Source organism: Blastococcus sp. SYSU DS1024 (assembly GCF_054050795.1).
This window is the reverse complement of record NZ_JBJHAA010000002.1, coordinates 148846-165907: the sequence shown is the minus strand read 5'-3', so window position 1 is coordinate 165907 and position 17062 is coordinate 148846. Positions and strand designations below refer to the sequence as shown.

At 75.1% G+C, this 17062-nt stretch carries 14 protein-coding genes, 1 pseudogene and 1 riboswitch; of the genes and pseudogenes, 6 read left to right on the top strand and 9 right to left on the bottom strand.

Going from position 1 to position 17062, the window contains the following annotated elements:
• Window positions 1–30: 30 nt before the first annotated feature.
• On the bottom strand, window positions 31–3213 hold the full coding sequence (locus ACI79S_RS02400; protein ID WP_456591843.1) for a carboxyl transferase domain-containing protein: 3183 nt from the start codon (window positions 3211–3213) through the stop codon (window positions 31–33).
• A gap of 271 nt (window positions 3214–3484) precedes the next feature.
• Here ACI79S_RS02400 and ACI79S_RS02395 point away from each other — a divergent pair, with 271 nt between their 5' ends.
• Together ACI79S_RS02395 and ACI79S_RS02390 are read left to right on the top strand one after the other, a co-directional pair.
• Window positions 3485–4159, top strand: a complete 675-nt coding sequence (locus ACI79S_RS02395; protein WP_456591842.1) for a helix-turn-helix domain-containing protein — start codon at window positions 3485–3487, stop codon at window positions 4157–4159.
• 285 nt (window positions 4160–4444) lie between these two features.
• A riboswitch (cyclic di-AMP (ydaO/yuaA leader) is annotated at window positions 4445–4601 on the top strand.
• A 14-nt stretch (window positions 4602–4615) separates the two neighbouring features.
• Window positions 4616–5137, top strand: coding sequence for a C40 family peptidase (locus ACI79S_RS02390; RefSeq protein ID WP_456591841.1), 522 nt, complete (start codon window positions 4616–4618; stop codon window positions 5135–5137).
• A gap of 51 nt (window positions 5138–5188) precedes the next feature.
• Here the strand turns inward: ACI79S_RS02390 and ACI79S_RS02385 are convergent, their stop codons facing one another.
• Both ACI79S_RS02385 and ACI79S_RS02380 read right to left on the bottom strand, forming a co-directional pair.
• Window positions 5189–5671 (bottom strand): hemerythrin domain-containing protein, encoded by a 483-nt coding sequence (locus ACI79S_RS02385; RefSeq protein WP_456591840.1) that lies wholly within the window; start codon window positions 5669–5671, stop codon window positions 5189–5191.
• A complete protein-coding gene (locus ACI79S_RS02380; RefSeq protein WP_456591839.1) occupies window positions 5668–6591 on the bottom strand; it encodes a Rieske 2Fe-2S domain-containing protein in 924 nt (307 codons plus the stop codon). The genes ACI79S_RS02385 and ACI79S_RS02380 overlap by 4 nt, the downstream gene beginning before the upstream one ends.
• Window positions 6592–6701: 110 nt before the next feature.
• Between ACI79S_RS02380 and ACI79S_RS02375 the strand changes: the two genes are divergently transcribed.
• Window positions 6702–7598, top strand: coding sequence for an SMP-30/gluconolactonase/LRE family protein (locus tag ACI79S_RS02375; protein WP_456591838.1), 897 nt, complete (start codon window positions 6702–6704; stop codon window positions 7596–7598).
• A gap of 120 nt (window positions 7599–7718) precedes the next feature.
• On the opposite strand, the gene ACI79S_RS02370 is transcribed toward ACI79S_RS02375, so the two are convergent.
• Window positions 7719–8732: a diguanylate cyclase domain-containing protein gene (locus ACI79S_RS02370; protein ID WP_456591837.1), complete on the bottom strand. Its 1014-nt coding sequence runs from the start codon at window positions 8730–8732 to the stop codon at window positions 7719–7721.
• Window positions 8733–8891: 159 nt separating this feature from the next.
• Between ACI79S_RS02370 and ACI79S_RS02365 the strand changes: the two genes are divergently transcribed.
• Both ACI79S_RS02365 and ACI79S_RS02360 read left to right on the top strand, forming a co-directional pair.
• A complete protein-coding gene (locus ACI79S_RS02365; RefSeq protein WP_456591836.1) occupies window positions 8892–10076 on the top strand; it encodes a transglycosylase domain-containing protein in 1185 nt (394 codons plus the stop codon).
• Between the two features lie 93 nt (window positions 10077–10169).
• Entirely contained in the window at window positions 10170–10469 is a 300-nt protein-coding gene (locus ACI79S_RS02360) for a tautomerase family protein (protein ID WP_456591835.1), read from the top strand.
• Here ACI79S_RS02360 and ACI79S_RS02355 read toward each other — a convergent pair.
• From ACI79S_RS02355 to ACI79S_RS02345, 3 genes are read right to left on the bottom strand one after another with little or no spacing between them, the layout of a single operon-like run.
• Window positions 10391–11536: an OmpA family protein gene (locus ACI79S_RS02355; protein WP_456591834.1), complete on the bottom strand. Its 1146-nt coding sequence runs from the start codon at window positions 11534–11536 to the stop codon at window positions 10391–10393. The genes ACI79S_RS02360 and ACI79S_RS02355 overlap by 79 nt on opposite strands.
• Window positions 11537–11549: 13 nt before the next feature.
• A complete protein-coding gene (locus ACI79S_RS02350) occupies window positions 11550–12851 on the bottom strand; it encodes a hypothetical protein (protein WP_456591833.1) in 1302 nt (433 codons plus the stop codon).
• Window positions 12848–13561, bottom strand: coding sequence for a hypothetical protein (locus ACI79S_RS02345; protein ID WP_456591832.1), 714 nt, complete (start codon window positions 13559–13561; stop codon window positions 12848–12850). The genes ACI79S_RS02350 and ACI79S_RS02345 overlap by 4 nt, the downstream gene beginning before the upstream one ends.
• Before the next feature lie 625 nt (window positions 13562–14186).
• Between ACI79S_RS02345 and ACI79S_RS02340 the strand changes: the two are divergent.
• Window positions 14187–14810 (top strand): annotated as a pseudogene (locus ACI79S_RS02340) (CoA transferase).
• A 48-nt stretch (window positions 14811–14858) separates the two neighbouring features.
• On the opposite strand, the gene ACI79S_RS02335 reads toward ACI79S_RS02340, so the two are convergent.
• Window positions 14859–15965, bottom strand: coding sequence for a thermonuclease family protein (locus ACI79S_RS02335; protein ID WP_456591831.1), 1107 nt, complete (start codon window positions 15963–15965; stop codon window positions 14859–14861).
• Between the two features lie 140 nt (window positions 15966–16105).
• Window positions 16106–17014, bottom strand: coding sequence for a hypothetical protein (locus tag ACI79S_RS02330; RefSeq protein WP_456591830.1), 909 nt, complete (start codon window positions 17012–17014; stop codon window positions 16106–16108).
• Between the last annotated feature and the right edge of the window lie 48 nt (window positions 17015–17062).

Sequence of the window (17062 nt, the reverse complement as noted above, 5' to 3'; positions counted from 1 at the left end):
ACCACCGGGCGGCAGGTCTCACCCGCTCGGTCACCACGTGTCGACGTGCGGGCGCACCTTGCCCGGCGGCCGGGGGGTGTCCGCCGCCTCCCGGGTCAGCGTGGCGATCCAGCGGCGGGTGTCCACGGGGTCGATCACGTCGTCGATCTCCCAGTGCGCGGCGACGTTGAGGCCGCGGCCGTTCTCGTAGGCGAACGCGACCGCGGCGTCGAACGCCGCCGCCCGCTCGGCGTCGTCCTCGATCGCGGCGAGCTCACGGCGCATGCCGAGGCGCACCGCGCCCTCCAGGCCCATCGGGCCGAACTCGCTGGTCGGCCAGCCGACGGTGAACCGCGGCACCTTGGTGCTGCCGCCGGCCATGGCCTGCGCGCCCAGGCCGTAGGCCTTGCGGACGACGACGGTGCCGATCGGCACCGAGAGGTTGGCGCCGGTGACGAACAGCCGGGAGAAGTGGCGCACCGTCGCCGTCCTCTCCGACTCGGGCCCGACCATGAAGCCCGGGGTGTCGCAGAGCGAGAGCACCGGCAAGCCGTGGGCGTCGCAAAGCTGGAGGAAGCGGGCTGCCTTGTCGGCGGCGTCGGCGTCGATGGCCCCGCCGAGGTGGGTGGGCACGTTGGCGATCACGCCGAGCGGCGCGCCCTCGACCCGCGCCAGGGCGGTGACCATGCCGGCGCCCCAGCCGTCGCGGAGCTCGAGCACGCTGTCCTCGTCGGCCAGCGCCGCCAGCACCGCCCGCACGTCGTAGACCCGCTTGCGGTTCTCCGGCACGAGGTGGCGCAGCAGCCGCTGGTCCGGCGCGGTCCAGCCGGCGACCGGCCCCTGGAAGTAGGAGAGGTACTGCCGGGCCGCCGCGACGGCGGCCGCGTCGTCGGCCACCCGGATGTCGACGACGCCGTTGGCGTGCTGGACGTCGATCGGCCCGATCTCCTCGGGGGCGACGACGCCGAGCCCGCCGCCCTCGATCATCGCCGGGCCGCCCATGCCGATGTTCGCGTCCTCGGTGGCGATGACGACGTCGCAGGTGCCCAGCAGCGCGGCGTTGCCGGCGAAGCAGCGGCCGCTGGCGATGCCGACCGTCGGCACCAGACCGGAGAGCCGGCCGAACAGGGTGAAGGCCGCCGTGTCGAGCGCGGAGACGACCGGGTGGTCGACGTCGCCGGGCCGCCCGCCGCCGCCCTCGGCGAAGAGGACGACGGGCAGCCGCCGCTTCTCCGCGAGCTCGAACAGCCGGTCCTTCTTGAGGTGGCCGCGCATGCCCTGGGTGCCGGCGAGCACGGTGTAGTCGTAGGAGACGACGACGGCCGGGTGCCCGCCGATGTCGGCGAGGCCACCGACGACGCCGTCGGCCGGGGTCTTCTCCTGCAGCTCCTCGCGGCTGCGGCGGCGCTCCTGCGCGGCGAAGACCAGCGGCCCGTACTCCAGGAAGCTGCCCTCGTCGACGAGGTCGGCGAGGTTCTCCCGCGCCGTGCGCCGGCCCTGCGCGTGCCTGCGTGCCACGGCCTCGGCGCGGTGCTCGTCCAGCCCCTGCTCGTGCCGGCGGCGGACCTCGGCGAGGTCGGGGCGGTCGGCGTCCAGGTCGACCGCCGCCGCGTCGGCCGCGGCCTCGCCGTCGGCGTGCGCGACGTCGGCGAGCAGCTGCCCCTGCCGCACGGTGTCGCCGACCCGCACCGCGACCCGGCGCACGGTGCCGCCGGCCGGCAGCGCGACGACGTGCTCCATCTTCATCGCCTCGAGCACGACCACCGCTCCCCCGGGCTCCACCGTGCTGCCCTCGGCCGCCGCGACGGCGACGACCGTGCCGGGTACCGGAGCGCGCAGCCCCTCCCCCTCCTCGGGCGCGGGCGCGGCGGTGCCGGCCAGCTCGGCGAGGTGGTCGTCGACGAAGGTGGTGGTGGCGCGCGCGACGCCCGGGTGCGCGAGCAGGGCGCGGAGGAAGTCGGTGTTGGTCGGGACGCCGGCGACCTGCACCTCGCCGAGCGCCCGGTGCAGGTGGCGCAGCGCGTCGGCGAGCGCGCCCTGCCGCTCGTGCACCACCACCTTGGCCAGCAGCGGGTCGTAGCGCGGGCTCTGCTCGGCGCCGGGGCGGGCGGCGGTGTCGACCCGCACGCCCGGGCCACCGGGGAGCGCCAGGGCGGTGATCGTGCCGGCGGAGGGGACGACGGCGCCGTCGGCGGTGAGCGTCTCGGCGACGACGCGCGCCTGGACGGCGGTGCCCACCGGACGCGGCGCGCCGTCGGCCAGCCCCAGGTCGGCGAGGGTGGCGCCGGCGGCGACCCGCAGCTGCATCCGCACCAGGTCCAGGCCGAGCGTCTCCTCGGTGACGGTGTGCTCCACCTGCAGCCGCGGGTTGCACTCCAGGAAGACGAACCGCTCGGGCGCCCCGGCGGGCACGAGGAACTCGACGGTGGCCAGCCCGCGCAGGCCGACGTGCCGGGCGAGCGCCGCCGCGGCGTCGTGCAGCCGGGCGCGGACGGCATCCGGCAGGTCCGGCGCCGGGGCGATCTCGACGACCTTCTGCCGGTTGCGCTGCAGGGAGCAGTCGCGGTCACCGAGGACGACGACGTCCGCGCCGGCGTCGCCGAGCACCTGCACCTCGACGTGCCGGGCGTCCTCGACCAGCTCCTCGGCCAGCAGCGCCTCGGCGCCGAACGCGACGCGGGCCTCGCCGGACACCGCGGCGACGGCGGCCGCGACGTCGTCACCCCGGCGCAGGACGCGGGTGGCCCGCCCGCCCCCGCCGAACCGCGCCTTGAGCATCACCGCGCCGGCCGCGCCGAGCAGGTCGGCGACCTCCTGCGGGGTGGCGGCGTCGCCGGTGCCGCGCGGGACCGGCACGCCGGCGGACTCGGCGGCCGCGCGGGCGAGCACCTTGTCGCCGAGCGTCTCCAGGACGCCGGCGCCGGGGCCCACCACGGCCGGCGCCTCGCTGCCGGCGCACGCCCGGGGCAGCGCCGGGCTCTCGGAGAGGAAGCCGTAGCCGGGGTGGATCAGCGTGCAGCCGGTGTCCACGGCCGCCCGCACGACCGCGGCGGCGTCGAGGTAGGCGGCCGGGCCGCTGCCGGGGAGGAGGTGGACCTCGTCGGCGGCGGCGAGGTGCGGGGCGTGCGGCTCGTCGGCGGCGGCGACGGCGACCGAGGTCATCCCCTCGGCGGCGGCGGCGCGGGCGATGCGGACGGCGATCTCGCCACGGTTGGCGATCAGCAGGCGGGCCACCCGGCGATGCTCGCACGCGTCCCGGACGGCGCTGTGGCCCCGGTCACCACGGTCGGGCACACCGCCCCGTGCGCGGCTCGGCGGCCAACCCGCCACAGGTACCCCGGGGACAGTCACTCTCTGCCCAGCCGGGCTGGGCAGAGCGCTAGGCGGATCGGGACATGTCCTGCGCACGCTCCCTCTCTGCCCAGCGGGTGTGGGCAGAGAGTGACTGTCCACAGATGGGCACCAGGGCTCGCTCCCGGCCGGCTGCAGCGCACACGCTCGGCGGGTGCCCGACGACCATGTTCCAGGGGAGTTCGACCTGTGCGGCCTGCTCCGGCGGATCCGCCGCCGCGCCGAGCTGTCGCAACGGGAGCTGGCGGCCCGGCTCGGCGTCTCCAAGTCCACCGTCGCCGCCGTGGAGTCGGGAACCACCGGCATGGACGCCCGGCTGGTCGCCGCCGCCGCGCGCCTGGGCGGACTCCGGCTCGGTCTGCTCGACGACGAAGGCCGACCGGTCGCAGGCATGGCCGCCGGCACCGTCCGCGACGGGGCCGGTCGGCGATTTCCCGCCCACCTCGACACGATGCTGAGCGAGGAGCGTGCGTGGCGGTGGGAGCACCAGCCTCGGCTCCGGCAGCCGACGTACACCTTCGACCGCCGCCGGCCCGAGGAGGACGCCGCCGACCGCACCCGCGATCGCCCTGACGACCACCTCGTCCCTCAGCCCGGCGATGCGCCGGAGGAGCGCGCGGCAGCGCGACGAGCGGCCGCCGCGCGACGTCGGTGGGAGGAAGTGCAACGCCGGCGGGAGGAGCTGCGGCGACGCGTCGCGGCCGGCGAGGTCGAGGCGTGCGACGACGGCTGGGCGTGCACCTGCCCACCGGAGTGCGACGAGATGGACGGCGGGGAGGGCCAGCCCGTCCACGCCGCAAACTGCCCGTGCGGCTGCGACATCAGCTGACCGCGGCTACGGAACGCTGCGTGGACGAGCACGGAGGGTCCAGCAACGCCGTCGGCCGGAGAAGTAAGAGGTTGATGACAGTGGGTCACGAGGTGCCGAGGCGGCCCGCCCGCGGCCGGCGGATAGCCCGTGGTCGGCTCGCGAGTCGCGGACCGCAGCCGTCCGCCCGGACGCCGTTCCGCGGCCGGATCCACGCGTGTCGGCCGCTTTGTGACCTCTCCGTGACCGACCTAGCGTCGTCGCGGTCCGGACGGGCTCCCCGTCGTCGCCGCTCCCGGTGACACCCGCCCGGCACCGCCGAACCGGGCATCGGATCCGACCGCTGCCCGGACCGGGGACCCACCGCAGCACTGGGGTGAAGCGCGGCCGCGAGCCGGTCGTGCCGGGCGAGTTCCCCGCCCGAACCCGTCAGCTAACCCGGTAGGCGGTCGATGGAGAACAGGAGAACCGTCGTCCATGACGACCACTCGCACGTCCACCACCCGCCGCTCCGTCCGCGGTGCGGCGCTCGCCCTCTTCACCGGAGCGGGCATCGCCCTCACCCCGTTCACCGCCGCCGCCTCCACCGGTGACGGTGGCACGACGGGGACGGGCACCGTCGTCACCACCTCCGTCGTCGCGCCCACGCACGCCGCACAGCTCGCCGTCGACACGGCCCTGGCCCAGCAGGGCAAGCCCTACGTCTGGGGCGGCACCGGCCCCGGCGGCTACGACTGCTCCGGCCTGACCTGGTCGGCCTACCAGGCGGCCGGCGTGGAGCTGCCGCGCACGTCGCGGGCGCAGTCGACCGCGGGGGTCTACGTGGACCGGGCCCACCTGCAGCCCGGCGACCTGATCTTCTTCTACGACCCGGTCGGCCACGTCGGCATGTACATCGGCGACGGGCTGATGGTGCACTCCTCCACCTTCGGCAACCCGGTGTCGGTCGTGCCGGTGGACTCGATGTGGGGCTACAACACCGCGCGCCGCGTCGTCTGATCCGGCGCTCTCCCCGGTGCCCCGGCCGCGTCGGCCGGGGCATCGGGGCGCTCACACCAGGCGCAGCGTCGCCCGCTTGAGCCGCACGATCAGCCGCATCCCGCCGGACTCCGCCAGCTCCTGCTGCCGTGCGCGCAGCTGCTCACCGAGCTGCTCGAGCCGCGCCTCCCCCAGGGCGTGCGCCTGGGGGAACATCCGCTGCTCCTCCTCCATCGTGTGGTGGCGCAGCGTCTTCTCCAGCATGCGCACCTCGGGGACGAACTCGGGGTCGTCGGGTGCCGTGCGCATGACGGTGGCCAGCTGGTCGTCGATCTGCCGGTGCTCGGCGTGGGCGAGGGAGAGCAGCGGCGAGACGTCGCGGACCGCGGGGTAGAACAGCTCGTCCTCGATCTGGGTGTGGATCTCCAGCTCGCGCAGCAGGCGGTCGCGCAGCTCCTCCCGCCGCCCGGTCTGCTCGTCGGTCGTCTCCGCCAGGTCGCGCAGCAGCCCGCGCAGCACGTCGTGGTGGGCGGTCAGGACCTCGTCGGCCTTCATCGGGATGCCTCCTGGATCGCGGTGACGGCGGTGGGCGTGCGCCAGTCGGCGCGGCGGCGCACCTCGACCCGGCCGTCGCGGACGCGCGTGTCGAAGCAGGGCAGCGGTGCGGTCGAGGGGCCTTGTGCGGGCTCACCGGTGGCCAGGTCGAACCGCGACCCGTGCCATGGGCAGACCAGCTCGCCGCGGTGCAACCAGCCCTCGCCGAGCGGCCCGGCCTGGTGGGGGCAGCGGCCACCGACGGCGTGCACGGCACCGTCGGTGGCGACGAGCACGACGGGCATGCCGTCGACGTCCACCGGCACCGGCTCGCCCTCGGGCAGTTCGGCCAGGGCCGCGGCGTCGACGAAGCGCCGCGGTTCGTAGCTGCGGACGGCGTGGTCGGTGCCCATCCCGTGCCGGTAGGCGAGCGCGCCGCCGAGCCAGCCGCTGGCGACGGTGACCGCGTAGCCCGCGGCGGCGGTGACGCGGGCGCGGGCGGCCCGGCCGCGGGCCCGGTCGGCCAGCGACCAGGTGTAGAGCGCGAGGGCCGTGCTGTTCAGCCCGGCGTGCACCAGCCCGACGCGGCGGGCCTGGTCGTGGGCGTGCTGCCAGTCGGTGAACCCGGTGGCCGCCGAGGCGACCGCGCCGGCGACGCCGACCCGCACCGCGGTGCGGGCCGCCGGCCCCGAGCCCGGCCCACCGCGGCCCGTGGCGTCGAGGGCGTCGAGCACGAGGGCCGCCGTCCACGACCCGATCGGCACGGTGACCAGGGCGGGGTGCAGGGGGTGGCCGAGCCAGACACCGTGCAGCAGGTCCTGCAGGGGTCGGGCGTAGCGCCCGGCGAGCAGGAAGGTCAGCGAGATGCCGTGCTCCACCGGGTAGCTCGGCGCGTCGAGGACCTCCCAGCGCTCGACCGCCCTCAGGGTCCGCTCGAACATCCCCCGCACGATCCGTCGACGCATTCCTGGCGTCTGCCCAGGTGGGGGTCGGTGAAACCGGGTACCGACCGGCTCGTGCGCCAGGCCGCGGCGTCGTAGCGTCCGGTCCCATGGCGACGCGAGCGTTCCGGACGGTGCTGGAGGGCGGCTCCTACTTCGAGGGGCCGCGGTGGCGCGACGGGCAGTGGTGGGTCTCGGACTTCTACCGGCGCACCGTCAGCCGGGTCGCGCCCGGTGGCGCGGAGACCGTCGTCCTCGAGGTGAAGAACCAGCCCTCGGGGCTGGGCTGGCTGCCCGACGGCTCGCTGCTCGTCGTGTCCATGAAGGACCACCGGCTGCTCCGGGTCGCCGACGGCGAGGTGTCCACGCACGCCGACCTCTCCGCGGTCTGCGGCGGGCACCTCAACGACATGGTGGTCGACACCGCCGGCCGGGCGTTCGTCGGCGACTTCGGCTTCGACCTCATGGGTGGTGGCGCGCCCGCCCCGGCGTCGCTCAAGCGGGTCGACCCGGACGGCACGGTGACCGTCGTCGCCGAGGACCTGCGCTTCCCGAACGGCTCGGTCATCACCCCGGACGGGACGCTCGTCGTGGGCGAGACGTGGGGCAACCGCTTCACCGCCTTCGACATCGCCGCCGACGGCTCGCTGGGCGGCCGGCGGGTGTGGGCGGAGCTGGGTCCGCTGCCGGTGGGCGGCTCGGTGGAGGAGCTGATCGGGCAGGTCGTGGTCGCCCCCGACGGCTGCACGCTCGACGCCGAGGGCCACGTCTGGGTCGCCGACGGGCTGAACGGCCGGGTCGTCCGGGTGGCGGCCGGTGGCGCGATCGTCGAGGAGATCGCCGCGCCGGACGGCATGGGCGTCTACGCCTGCGCCCTGGGCGGGGACGACGGCCGCACGCTGCTGCTGTGCTGCGCGCCGGACTTCTACGAGCACACGCGGGCACCGGTGCGCGAGGCGGTGCTGGTGTCGACGCAGGTCGCCGTCCCGCACGCCGGCCTGCCGTGACCTCGCCACGATCAGGTGAGCTGATCATCGAGCGTCCTCCCTCACGGCAGACGGTGAGGAAGGACGCGCTGCGGTGAGGGAGGACGGCGCTGGTGAGCCAGGACGACCCAGCGCCGCGGCTCACCAGCCCGACGGTGTCCCGCGTCTGGTCGCGCCGTCGACCGCCGGCCCCGTGCCCTCGAAGAGCTCGACCCGGCCGCGGCCGAGGACCTTCGCGTCGTAGAGGGCGCGGTCGGCGCTGCGCATGAGCTGGGACGCGCTCTCGCCGAACGAGTAGCCGGCCACCCCGCAGGAGAGCGAGATGTCGGGGTGCAGCGCGCAGACCCGCCGCACGAGGGCGAGCGCCGCCGTGGCGCGGACGCCGGGCAGCAGCAGCGAGAACTCGTCGCCCCCGTGCCGGGCGAGCACCGCCCCGGGCGGGAGCTGCGCCCGCCAGACGTCGGCGACCCGGCACAGCACGCGGTCCCCGGCCTCGTGGCCGAAGGTGTCGTTGACCGACTTGAAGTGGTCGACGTCGAGCAGCGCCGCCGACAGCGGCTCACGCGTGCGACCGGCCTCCGACAGCAGCTCGTCGAGCGCCTCGTCGAAGCCGCGCCGGTTGCGCAGCCCGGTCAGCGGGTCGCGGCTGGCGCCCGAGGCGCGGATGACCAGCCGGCGGATGACCACGCCGAGGCCGACGAGCACGACGTCCAGGCCCAACGCGGTGGCCAGCGGCACACCCCAGGAGACCTGCAGGGACGCGGTGACGGCGGCTACCGCGAGAGCCTGGTGCGCCCACGCCTGGCGCCCGGTGAAGAACAGGTGCGCATCGACGACGACGAAGCTGATGAGCGTGGCGGCGGCCAGCGCGGTGACCGGGTCGGGACTGGCCACCACGGCCGTGGCGATCAGGACGTTCGCGGCACCCACCGCCACGTCGAAGACCCTGCGCGGCCACCGGGCGCCCCACCGGGCGACGACGCCGGCCGCGGCCAGCCCGGTGAGCGAGAGCGCGAGCAGGACCGAGCGGCGGGCACCCGGCTGCGCCCCGGCGGCGATGAGCAACCCGGCGGCGCCGCCGAAGCCGTAGAAGATGGCCAGCGTCTGCGCCATGACGCGCAGCGTCGCCACCTCGGGCGCTCGTGACCGGCTCACCTGGAGAACGTCGACCGGTCCGCCCCCGACCTTGAGACCCCCGCGAGGTGACGCCCCTCGCACCGACCGGGTGCCGGCTCACCCGTCCGGACGTCGGCGGCGTTCACAGGGAACCGCCCTACGATGACGGTTCGACGCCGACCTGAGGAGCACCGCCTCATGGCCCCCGTCCCGCCGCACTCCCGCACCACCCGCTGGCTCCGCCGCCGGCCCACCGAGCCGCTGCCGCAGCAGGAGCCCGCCCGGCGTCCCCGCTTCGACCGCCCGCCGCCGGCGGGCAACGACTGGTACGGCGCCCCGCCGCCGACCGGTGGCCCGTCACCGTACGAGCAGCCGCCGTACGGGGAACCTCAGTACGGGCAGCCTCCGTACGGGCAGCCGCCGTACGGGCAGCCGGCGCGCCCGTGGCCCGGGGACGAGCCGCGGCGGGCCTACCCGACGGCCCGACCCCAGGGCCCGTTCCCGCCCGCCGCACCCGAGCGCCCGCTCCCCCCGCCCCGCGGTCGCCGGGGGCTCCGGGACCGCGCCCCGCGGCGTCGCCGGGGGACGTTCCGCCGCGTCGTCCGGGTACTGGCCGTGGTCGGCGTCGTCCAGGCGCTGGTCGTGCTCTCGCTGCGCTGGGTGGACCCGCCGACGACGGCCTTCATGCTGGCCAACCCCGACGGCGCGATCCAGCAGTCGGTGCCGGTCGAGCACGTCTCCCGGAACTTCCTCGCGGCGGTCATCGCGCACGAGGACGCGCAGCTCCCCTACCGCTCGGGGGCCTTCGAGTGGGAGGCGCTGTGGAGCCGGGCGACGGCCCACCTCGCCGGCGACGAGGACCCCTCGGGCTCCACGATCCCGCAGCAGATGGCCAAGAACCTGTTCCTCAACCAGGAGCTCAGCGCCTGGCGCAAGGCGGTCGAGGCCGGCCTGGCCGTCGAGCTGGCCGCGTTCGTCGACGACCGCCGGATGCTCGAGCTGTACGTCAACTACGCCCAGTTCGGGCCGACGGTCTACGGCGTCTGCGCGGCCGGCTGGTACTACTTCGACTCCCCGCCGGCGGAGCTGTCGGCCGCGGAGGCCGTGCAGCTGGTCGGCCTGCTCCCCTCCCCCGGGCACGTGCAGCGGGCGGCCGGCGGCGGCATGGACTTCCAGGTGGACGACGGCTTGGGCTGGCTGTCCCGCTCGCACGTGGTGAACGCCCAGAACCGGGTGCCCGCCCACCTCGAGCGGCTCGGCTTCCAGCCCGTCGAGGACGCCGGCGTCGAGGGGCTGGCCTCGGACCAGGAGCCCTCGTCCGACGACTGCTCGACACCTCCGCAGGAGGTCACCGACCTGATCGCCGCCGAGGGCACCGGCTGACCCGGCAGCGTCCGCTTCTTCTGCACCCTGTGCCTGCGGGCAGTGTCCCCCTCGCCTGCTGACCGGGCCGCCTTCCGCTGATAGGCGTGCGGTATGCCCTTCATCCAGATCACCACCGGTCCAGGACGCACCGTCGAGCAGAAGCGCGACCTGCTCGCCGCGGTCAGCCAGTCCACGGCCGACGCCACCGGGGCAGCGCTGCCGGCCGTCCGGGCCTGGATCGTCGAGGTGCCCCCGACCGACATGGCGATCACCGGGGAGGCGCAGGCCGACGGGCCGCCAAGAAGAACGGTCACTGACCGCTCTCCGCCTGCTCAGCCGCAAGCGACCTCGGCGGCGCCGGTGAGCTCGATCCGTACGGCCCGGTTGGCTGCCAGGTCGTCGGGGTCGTAGCCGGCGAAGTCGCTGCCGAGCCCGATCACTGTCAGCCGGTCGGCCGGGACGCCGAGGGCGGCCAGGGCGTCGGCCACGGCCTGGGCCCTTCGGCGGCTGAGGTCGACCTGCCCGGCTGCGTCGCCGACGTCCGCCGTGGTCCCGGCCAGCGCCGCCGAGAGACCGGCGGCCAGGGTCCGCTCGGCGATCGGCCGCAGCGTGGCGACGGCGGCGGCCTCGTCTCGGAACGCGGCCGTGTCCGCGACGAAGGCGACGTCACCCTCGTCGAGGACGACGGTCTCCACCGCGCAGACCGGCCCGCTCCCCGGGACGACGGGGGTCACGGCCGGCAGGTTCCCCGCCGGCTGCCCGCTCAACGGGGTCTCGTCGATGCCCACATCAGCCGAGCCGGCCGCCTCGGCGATCGCCGTCCAGAGGGCGACCAGGTTCTCGCGCTGCGAACGGGGCAGTGCCTGCTGCGGCGCCGCAACGTCGCCGAGCCCGGAGAACACGACGTCGATGCCGCCGAGGTCGGGCAGCGCACCGGCGTCGCCGAGCTGGGCGGCGAGCGTCCCGGCGTCGGCGTCGAGCAGGTCCGGCTGGGCGGCGAAGTCGAGCGCACCCGTGGTGGAGAGACCGGAGTCCACGACGACGAGGGTGCGCCGACCCGCCCCGGTCCCGAGCGCGCGGGCGGCGAGGTCCAGGGCTGCCAGCAGATCGGTCTCCGGCGTCTGCGCCTGCGCCTCGGCGAGCATCTGGTCGATCAGGGCGCGGTTGCGGTCGCGGTCCTGCCCTTGCACGACTGCGTTGTCGTCGCGGGCCAGCAGCGCGCCGGAGCCGTCGAGATGGAACGGGGCCCCGTCGGCGACCACGATCGACAGGTGGGCCTGCGAGGCCAGCGCCGCCTCGCGGGCGTCGGCGGCGGCACCGCCGAGCACCGGGCCGGCGGAGTTGCTGCGCGCGCCGACGACGATGGCCAGCCCCCCGCTGGGCTCCGGGTCGCCGCTCGTGCAGGCCGCCGTCCCGGCGAGGAGAGCGACCGTCGCGACGACCGCGGCGGTGCAGCGGAGCACCGTTGTCCCGAGCACGAGGTTCCTTCCGTCAGTGGTCTGCGTGGTGGCCGTTGCCGTTGAGCGACGTCGCGGGGGCGACCGGCGCGGTCGGCCAGAGGGCGAGCGGGCCGACGGGACGCGGTTCGGCCGGCCGGTCGGTGGCCTCCGCCCGCCCGGAGACGAGGTTGTTGGTCGCCGCCGGGTCGCCGAGCAGCCCGGCGACGTGGATCCGCGCCAGCTCCTTGAGCTCGGCGAGCTCCGCGTCGACGCTAGCCTCGGCGGCGGCGGTGCGGGCCGCCGTTCGCGCGACCTCCGCCCGGGCATTCGCGGCGAGCCGCTCGGCCTCGATCGCCGCCCGCTCGGCGTCGGCCGCTGCCCGCCGCCGCGACGCCAGGTCGCGGCGCAGCCGCAGGTAGGTCTTCATCCGAGGGTGGTGGTCGGAGAAGCCGATCCAGAAGGCGAGGATGCCCGAGCCGACGTAGAGGGCGGCCAACAGGATCGCCGACAGCAGCGGGTCGTCCCCGGGCACCTCGGCGGCGGTACCACCGAAGGCCACCTGCCCGGTACCGACGGTCGGCGCCTCGACCTGCGTCCGGACGTAGAAGGTCGCCGCGCCGAGGGCGAGCCAGCCGAAAGTCATGACGGCGAGCGCCGTCCGGCCCAGCCCGCCCTGGCCTTCGCGGAGGTTGCGTGCGGTCCGGCCGACGATGTGCATCACCCCGACCGCCGCGGCGGCCAGCGCGATGGTGAGCGTCCAGACCATGTAGGCCTGCTGACCGGTCATCCCGGCGAGGGTGACGTAGAAGGCGGCCAGGTCACCGGCGGTGGCCAGCAGGAGCAGCAGGACGCTGACGAACTGCCACCCGCGCTGGGGAGTAAGGCCCTCGAGCGCGTCGACGGCCGGCCGCGGCCGGCGTCGGCGGTCGGGGCCTCCGGCGGCCGGCGCCTCCTCGGGCGCGAGGAGCCGCTGCTCGAAGATCGTGACCAGCCGCTCGGTGTGGTCGCGCTCGGCCGCCGTCACGCCGGCGGTGGCACGGGCGGCGACGGCGGCGGCCTCGTACCGGCCGGCGCTCAGCTGGGCGACGGCCTCGGCCTCGGCGCCGACCATCTCGTGGTGGGCGATCCACTGCGGCCGCAGCGAGTCGATCCAGCCGTCGAGGGCGTCGCCGTTCCCGGCGTCGAGCGAGCCGCTGCGGTGCATGTCGATGACGGCCTTGCGGACGGCGTCGCGCGCCTCCTGGGCGGGCATGCGCGGCGAGAGCGGCGGGTCGACCGGGTGGCGGAACGACCACCCGGTTCCGCCGTCGACCGCTCGCCGGGTCAGATCATCATCCTTGCGCTTCCGGCTCACGCGGCGGCTCCCTTCTCACGGTGGGCGGGGAGGAGGTCATCGGTCAGCACCCAGGCCGGCGGCGGCACGGGGGCGCTGTCCCAGCGGCTGACCAGCGCCTCTCGCTGGGGGTGGCGGCGAATCAGCGCGCGCCGGTACACGGCGGCCAGCCGCTCGGCACGTTCGACGAGACGGAGGGCCCGGGAGCGGGCGACGTCGGCCCGGTTCTGGCGGCGCGCCTCCAGCTGCGCCTCCTCGGCGCGGACGGCGTCCAGCCGCTCCCGGACGTCGCGCTGGGCCGCCCGGGCCGCGTCGGCGCGGCGCCGGTGCTCGCTCGTGCGTCGCTGGCGGACCAGCTCGACTGGGACGTCCTGCTCCCCCGCCTTCCGGACGGACAGCTCCCGGTCCGTGCGCGGTGCCGCAGCGAGGACTGCCTCGTCGGTCGTCTCGGCGAGCGCTCGCTCGAGCGCGACGAGTTCGGCGTCGATCTCGGCCAGGCGAACGTCGATGCCTCGGACGTCGGCGTAGTAGCGCGTGCGCTCGAGCTCGCAGGCGTCATCGCGGTGCGCCACGAGATCGCGCAGGATCGGCGTGGTCTCCGTGCCGAGACCGATGGGCAGGCCGGCGCGGCGGTCGCTGCGAGCCGTCCAGAGCAGCCGCCAGCGGACCGGCCAGTACACGGGCAACGAGCGGTAGGAGGTGTCCCTCCGCTCCGTCTTCGATCGCTTCACAGCCACAGCTCCCCGTGGCGGGGTCGCACCCCCGCCGCTGATCGTGGGGGTGCGGACGGCGAGCCTGGCTGCCATGCGCGGATCCCCCCGTGCAACCCCACCGCCGTGCGACTGATCGGCGCCTCGCACTGCGAGGACCGGTGACGGTGAGCAACCAGAGGCTAGGGGCGATTCCTGTCGCTGATCACGGAGAGCGACCGGATTCAGCGTGCATCCACCCCGGACGGATGAGATGCGCGCGGCCAACCACCCGGACGGTGGAGCCGGCGTTCCCCCGGACGGGGACGCCGACATGACGGTGCCGCGACCGAATTGGTCGGCCGCGAGCACCGTCGTGGGTCGGTACGGGTCGGAGGGCGTGAACGCTTTGTGGTTGATCCGCTGCACCTCACCCGCCGGCGGCGAGCCGGGGGGAGCAGGAAGCCGGCGATGCTCCACGCCGAGGCGTACAACTTGCCCGAGGGTGAACTCCAGCCCGGTCGGTATCGCGACCTGGGCGGTGGCGCGCTCGCCCGTCCGGCGAGATGCGCGTGACCTCCCCGACCGATTGGCCGGGAACCTGCGGCGACCGCCGTGCTGACTGCGCTGACGCTCCGGCACGCCACGCGACCGGCGACGCCATCACCTGGCGTTCTATGAGGCGGCGCTGAAGCTGGTCGAGATGGACGTGCTGGAGTACCGGCAGACCGGGCACGCACGGGCCGTGCCGCAGGGCAGCTACCAGCGCCGTGACGGGCTGTGGATCGCGCTGTCGGGCAGCACCCAGCCGATGGCCCAGCACGTGCTGCGGACGATCGGTGGGGATTCGCTGGTCACGGACCCGCGGTCCGCGACGAACGCCGACCGGGTGCGGCACGAGTAGGAGCTGGACGACCTGATCGCCGCGTGGTGCCTGACCCGCGACCGGGACTACGCGCTGGCCGAGCTCACCGCCGGGGGCTGCGCGGTCGGGCCGCTGGGGAGCGTGGCGACGATGCCGGACAACCCGCAGGTGCGGCACCGGAGGTCGATCGTGACCGTCGAGGACCCCGACCTGGGGCCCTTGCCGTTGACCGGTGCCTACCCGTCGTTGCAGGACGGCGGCACCCGGATCGGCCACCCGGGCGCGGCGGAGGTGGGCGCGGACACCGACGCGGTGCCGGCTGCGGATCTCAGGCTCGGGCCGGAGGAGCTCGCCGCACCGCGCGCCGCCGGGGTCACGGACGGGCCGGCCTCCGTCCCGCCCGTTGACCCGCAGGACGCGCTGTGAGGCTGCGAGCGGACGCGACGAACGCTGCCTGATCGGACCTCGGTCCGGTCAGCAGGGGATCGGCGTCCAGGTCTTGCCGCCGGGCGCATAGCTGCGGCAGCCGGTGTACGTGCTCGAACCGGAGCCCGAGCTGCTGGACGAGGGCGGGGGCGCGGCTGTCCGCGGGGTGCTGGACGTGCCCGAGAAGCCCGACGACTTGCTGCCACCGCTCGACCTCGATCGCTGGGCGGCCTCTGCCGCGGCGGCGGCCCGCTCTGCTTCTTCAGCGGCCTGGCGGGCGGCCTCCTCGGCCGCCTTGCGCGCCGCCTCCTCAGCCGCACGACGAGCCTCGGCTTCGGCCTCGAGCTGCCGTTCGCGGGCGTCACGCTTCAGGCTGTTCACGGTCGTCGCGCCCTCCACCCGGCTGTCGACCGCATCGACGCGCGCCTGGTAGCCCGCCAGGTGATCACCGCCGTGGGCGACGAGCGGGAAGACGTCGACGTACCCGTCGAGGAGGCGGATGAGGGCCTTGGCGGACGAGGCCACCGCGGCGAGCTCGGCCGCGTACGCATCGAAGTCGCTCAGCTCGGCGCTCGCAGACGGCGCCTGGTCGAGCACCTCGGTCGCCGACGCCTGCAACTGCTCGACCTGGGCCGGGATGGTGCACTCGACCTCGGGTGCGTACAGGCCCCGCCCGGCGGCCCGTGCCTCGGCCTGCGCTGCCTGCACAGGAGGCAGGTACTTCGTGTTCCCCCCGACGGACATGGCAACGCCCAGGCCGGCGCGAGCGATCTCCGCATTGACCAGCTCGTCACCCACGAAGACGGCGGCCAGCTCGCGGCCGTAGCCGTCCTGGAGTTCCGCGTCCCGCTCGAGCCGCACCTCGGTACCCGCGGGCAACCGCTCTTCGAGCCATGCCGTCGCCTCGGGTCCGAGGCACTCCACCGGCTGGTCGGGGTCGACAGACTCCGGGGTGTTCACGTTGAGCAGCCGCACGCGGTGGATGTCCCCGTCGTAGCGGACGTCGACCGTGTCGCCGTCCACCACTTCGGCGACCGTCGCCCACGTCGTGTCGTCCGTAGCCGCGCGAACAACCCCGCCGCCAGCGACCACGGCCACCACGACGACGGAGGTGGCGACCTTGTGCGCACTCGCGAGAGCGAGCAGTTCTCTCAACGTGGATTCCTTGCTGGCAGCGGACGTGCGGCCGGGAGAGGCTATGAGCTGATCAGGTCTCGCCCGGTCACGACCGAGCCTCTCCACCCGCAGGAGTGACGCTGCGTCAGGGCCAGCGCCATGAAAGAGGGCCTCGCGGATCAGCAGAACCTGGTCGGGCAGAGCCAGCCGGGCACGTTGACGTCGTCGTCGCCGCCGGAGTATCCGGGGTTCACGGACACGTCGTTCCCGCCGGACGCCGGCTCGGAGGGCTTCTCGCGGACGGTCACCGTGAGCAGCCGTCCGACCCGCAGTGCCGTCCCTGTCGCGGGCAGCGACCCGACGGTCAGCGTGCTGTAGGACGAGGCGGTCGCGAGGGCATCGCGCTCCTCCCGTTCCGCCGCCGGCTCCACCGACGGATCGTCGGCCAGCCCGTCGACCGGCCGCGCGATGCCGCTCGGAGGAGCGGAGGCGTACTCGGGCTCGTGACCCGGCGCGTAGCGGTACTCCAGCAGCTCCCGCATCCCGTCGAAGAGCTGCCCTGCTGCCGCCAGGTCCGCCGGTGCCACGTCCACGGGAACCGGGGGCATCGCGGGGTGCGCCTGGAACCACGCCCATTCGGCGTTGCGCAGCACGAACAAGTGCAGGTCTGCGCCGTCCGTCAACGGCTGCCCGGCGGCCGGGCGCGTGGTGACCACCGTCCAGTTCTCGTCCTGCCACTGCGACCGGCCGCGCGGGGACAGATCATGCGAGGCGGGGACGTCGATGTCGACGCCCGTGGCTCTCTCCAGGCCCCAGAGCTGATCCTCAGCGACGTCGAGCCTGACCCCGGCCAGATCTGGAACCCGCACCTGGCTGCGGGTGCGCGTCGCCGTCGTCCTCGCGGCGGCCGACGACTTCGACGCGGACGCCGACGGCGGGGCGACCGTCGGGTCCGCCTCGACGGCCGCGTCACTCTCACCGCCGTCCCAGAAGAGAGCAGCGAGGCCGAGGACGACCACGAGCAGCAACGCGATGCCACGCAGGGCGTCGGTTCGCGGACTCGATCGGTCCGATGGATCGGGGGTCATGTGTCGGTCTCCATGGCAAGGCGCATCGCGACGTAGCGGCGCGCGGAT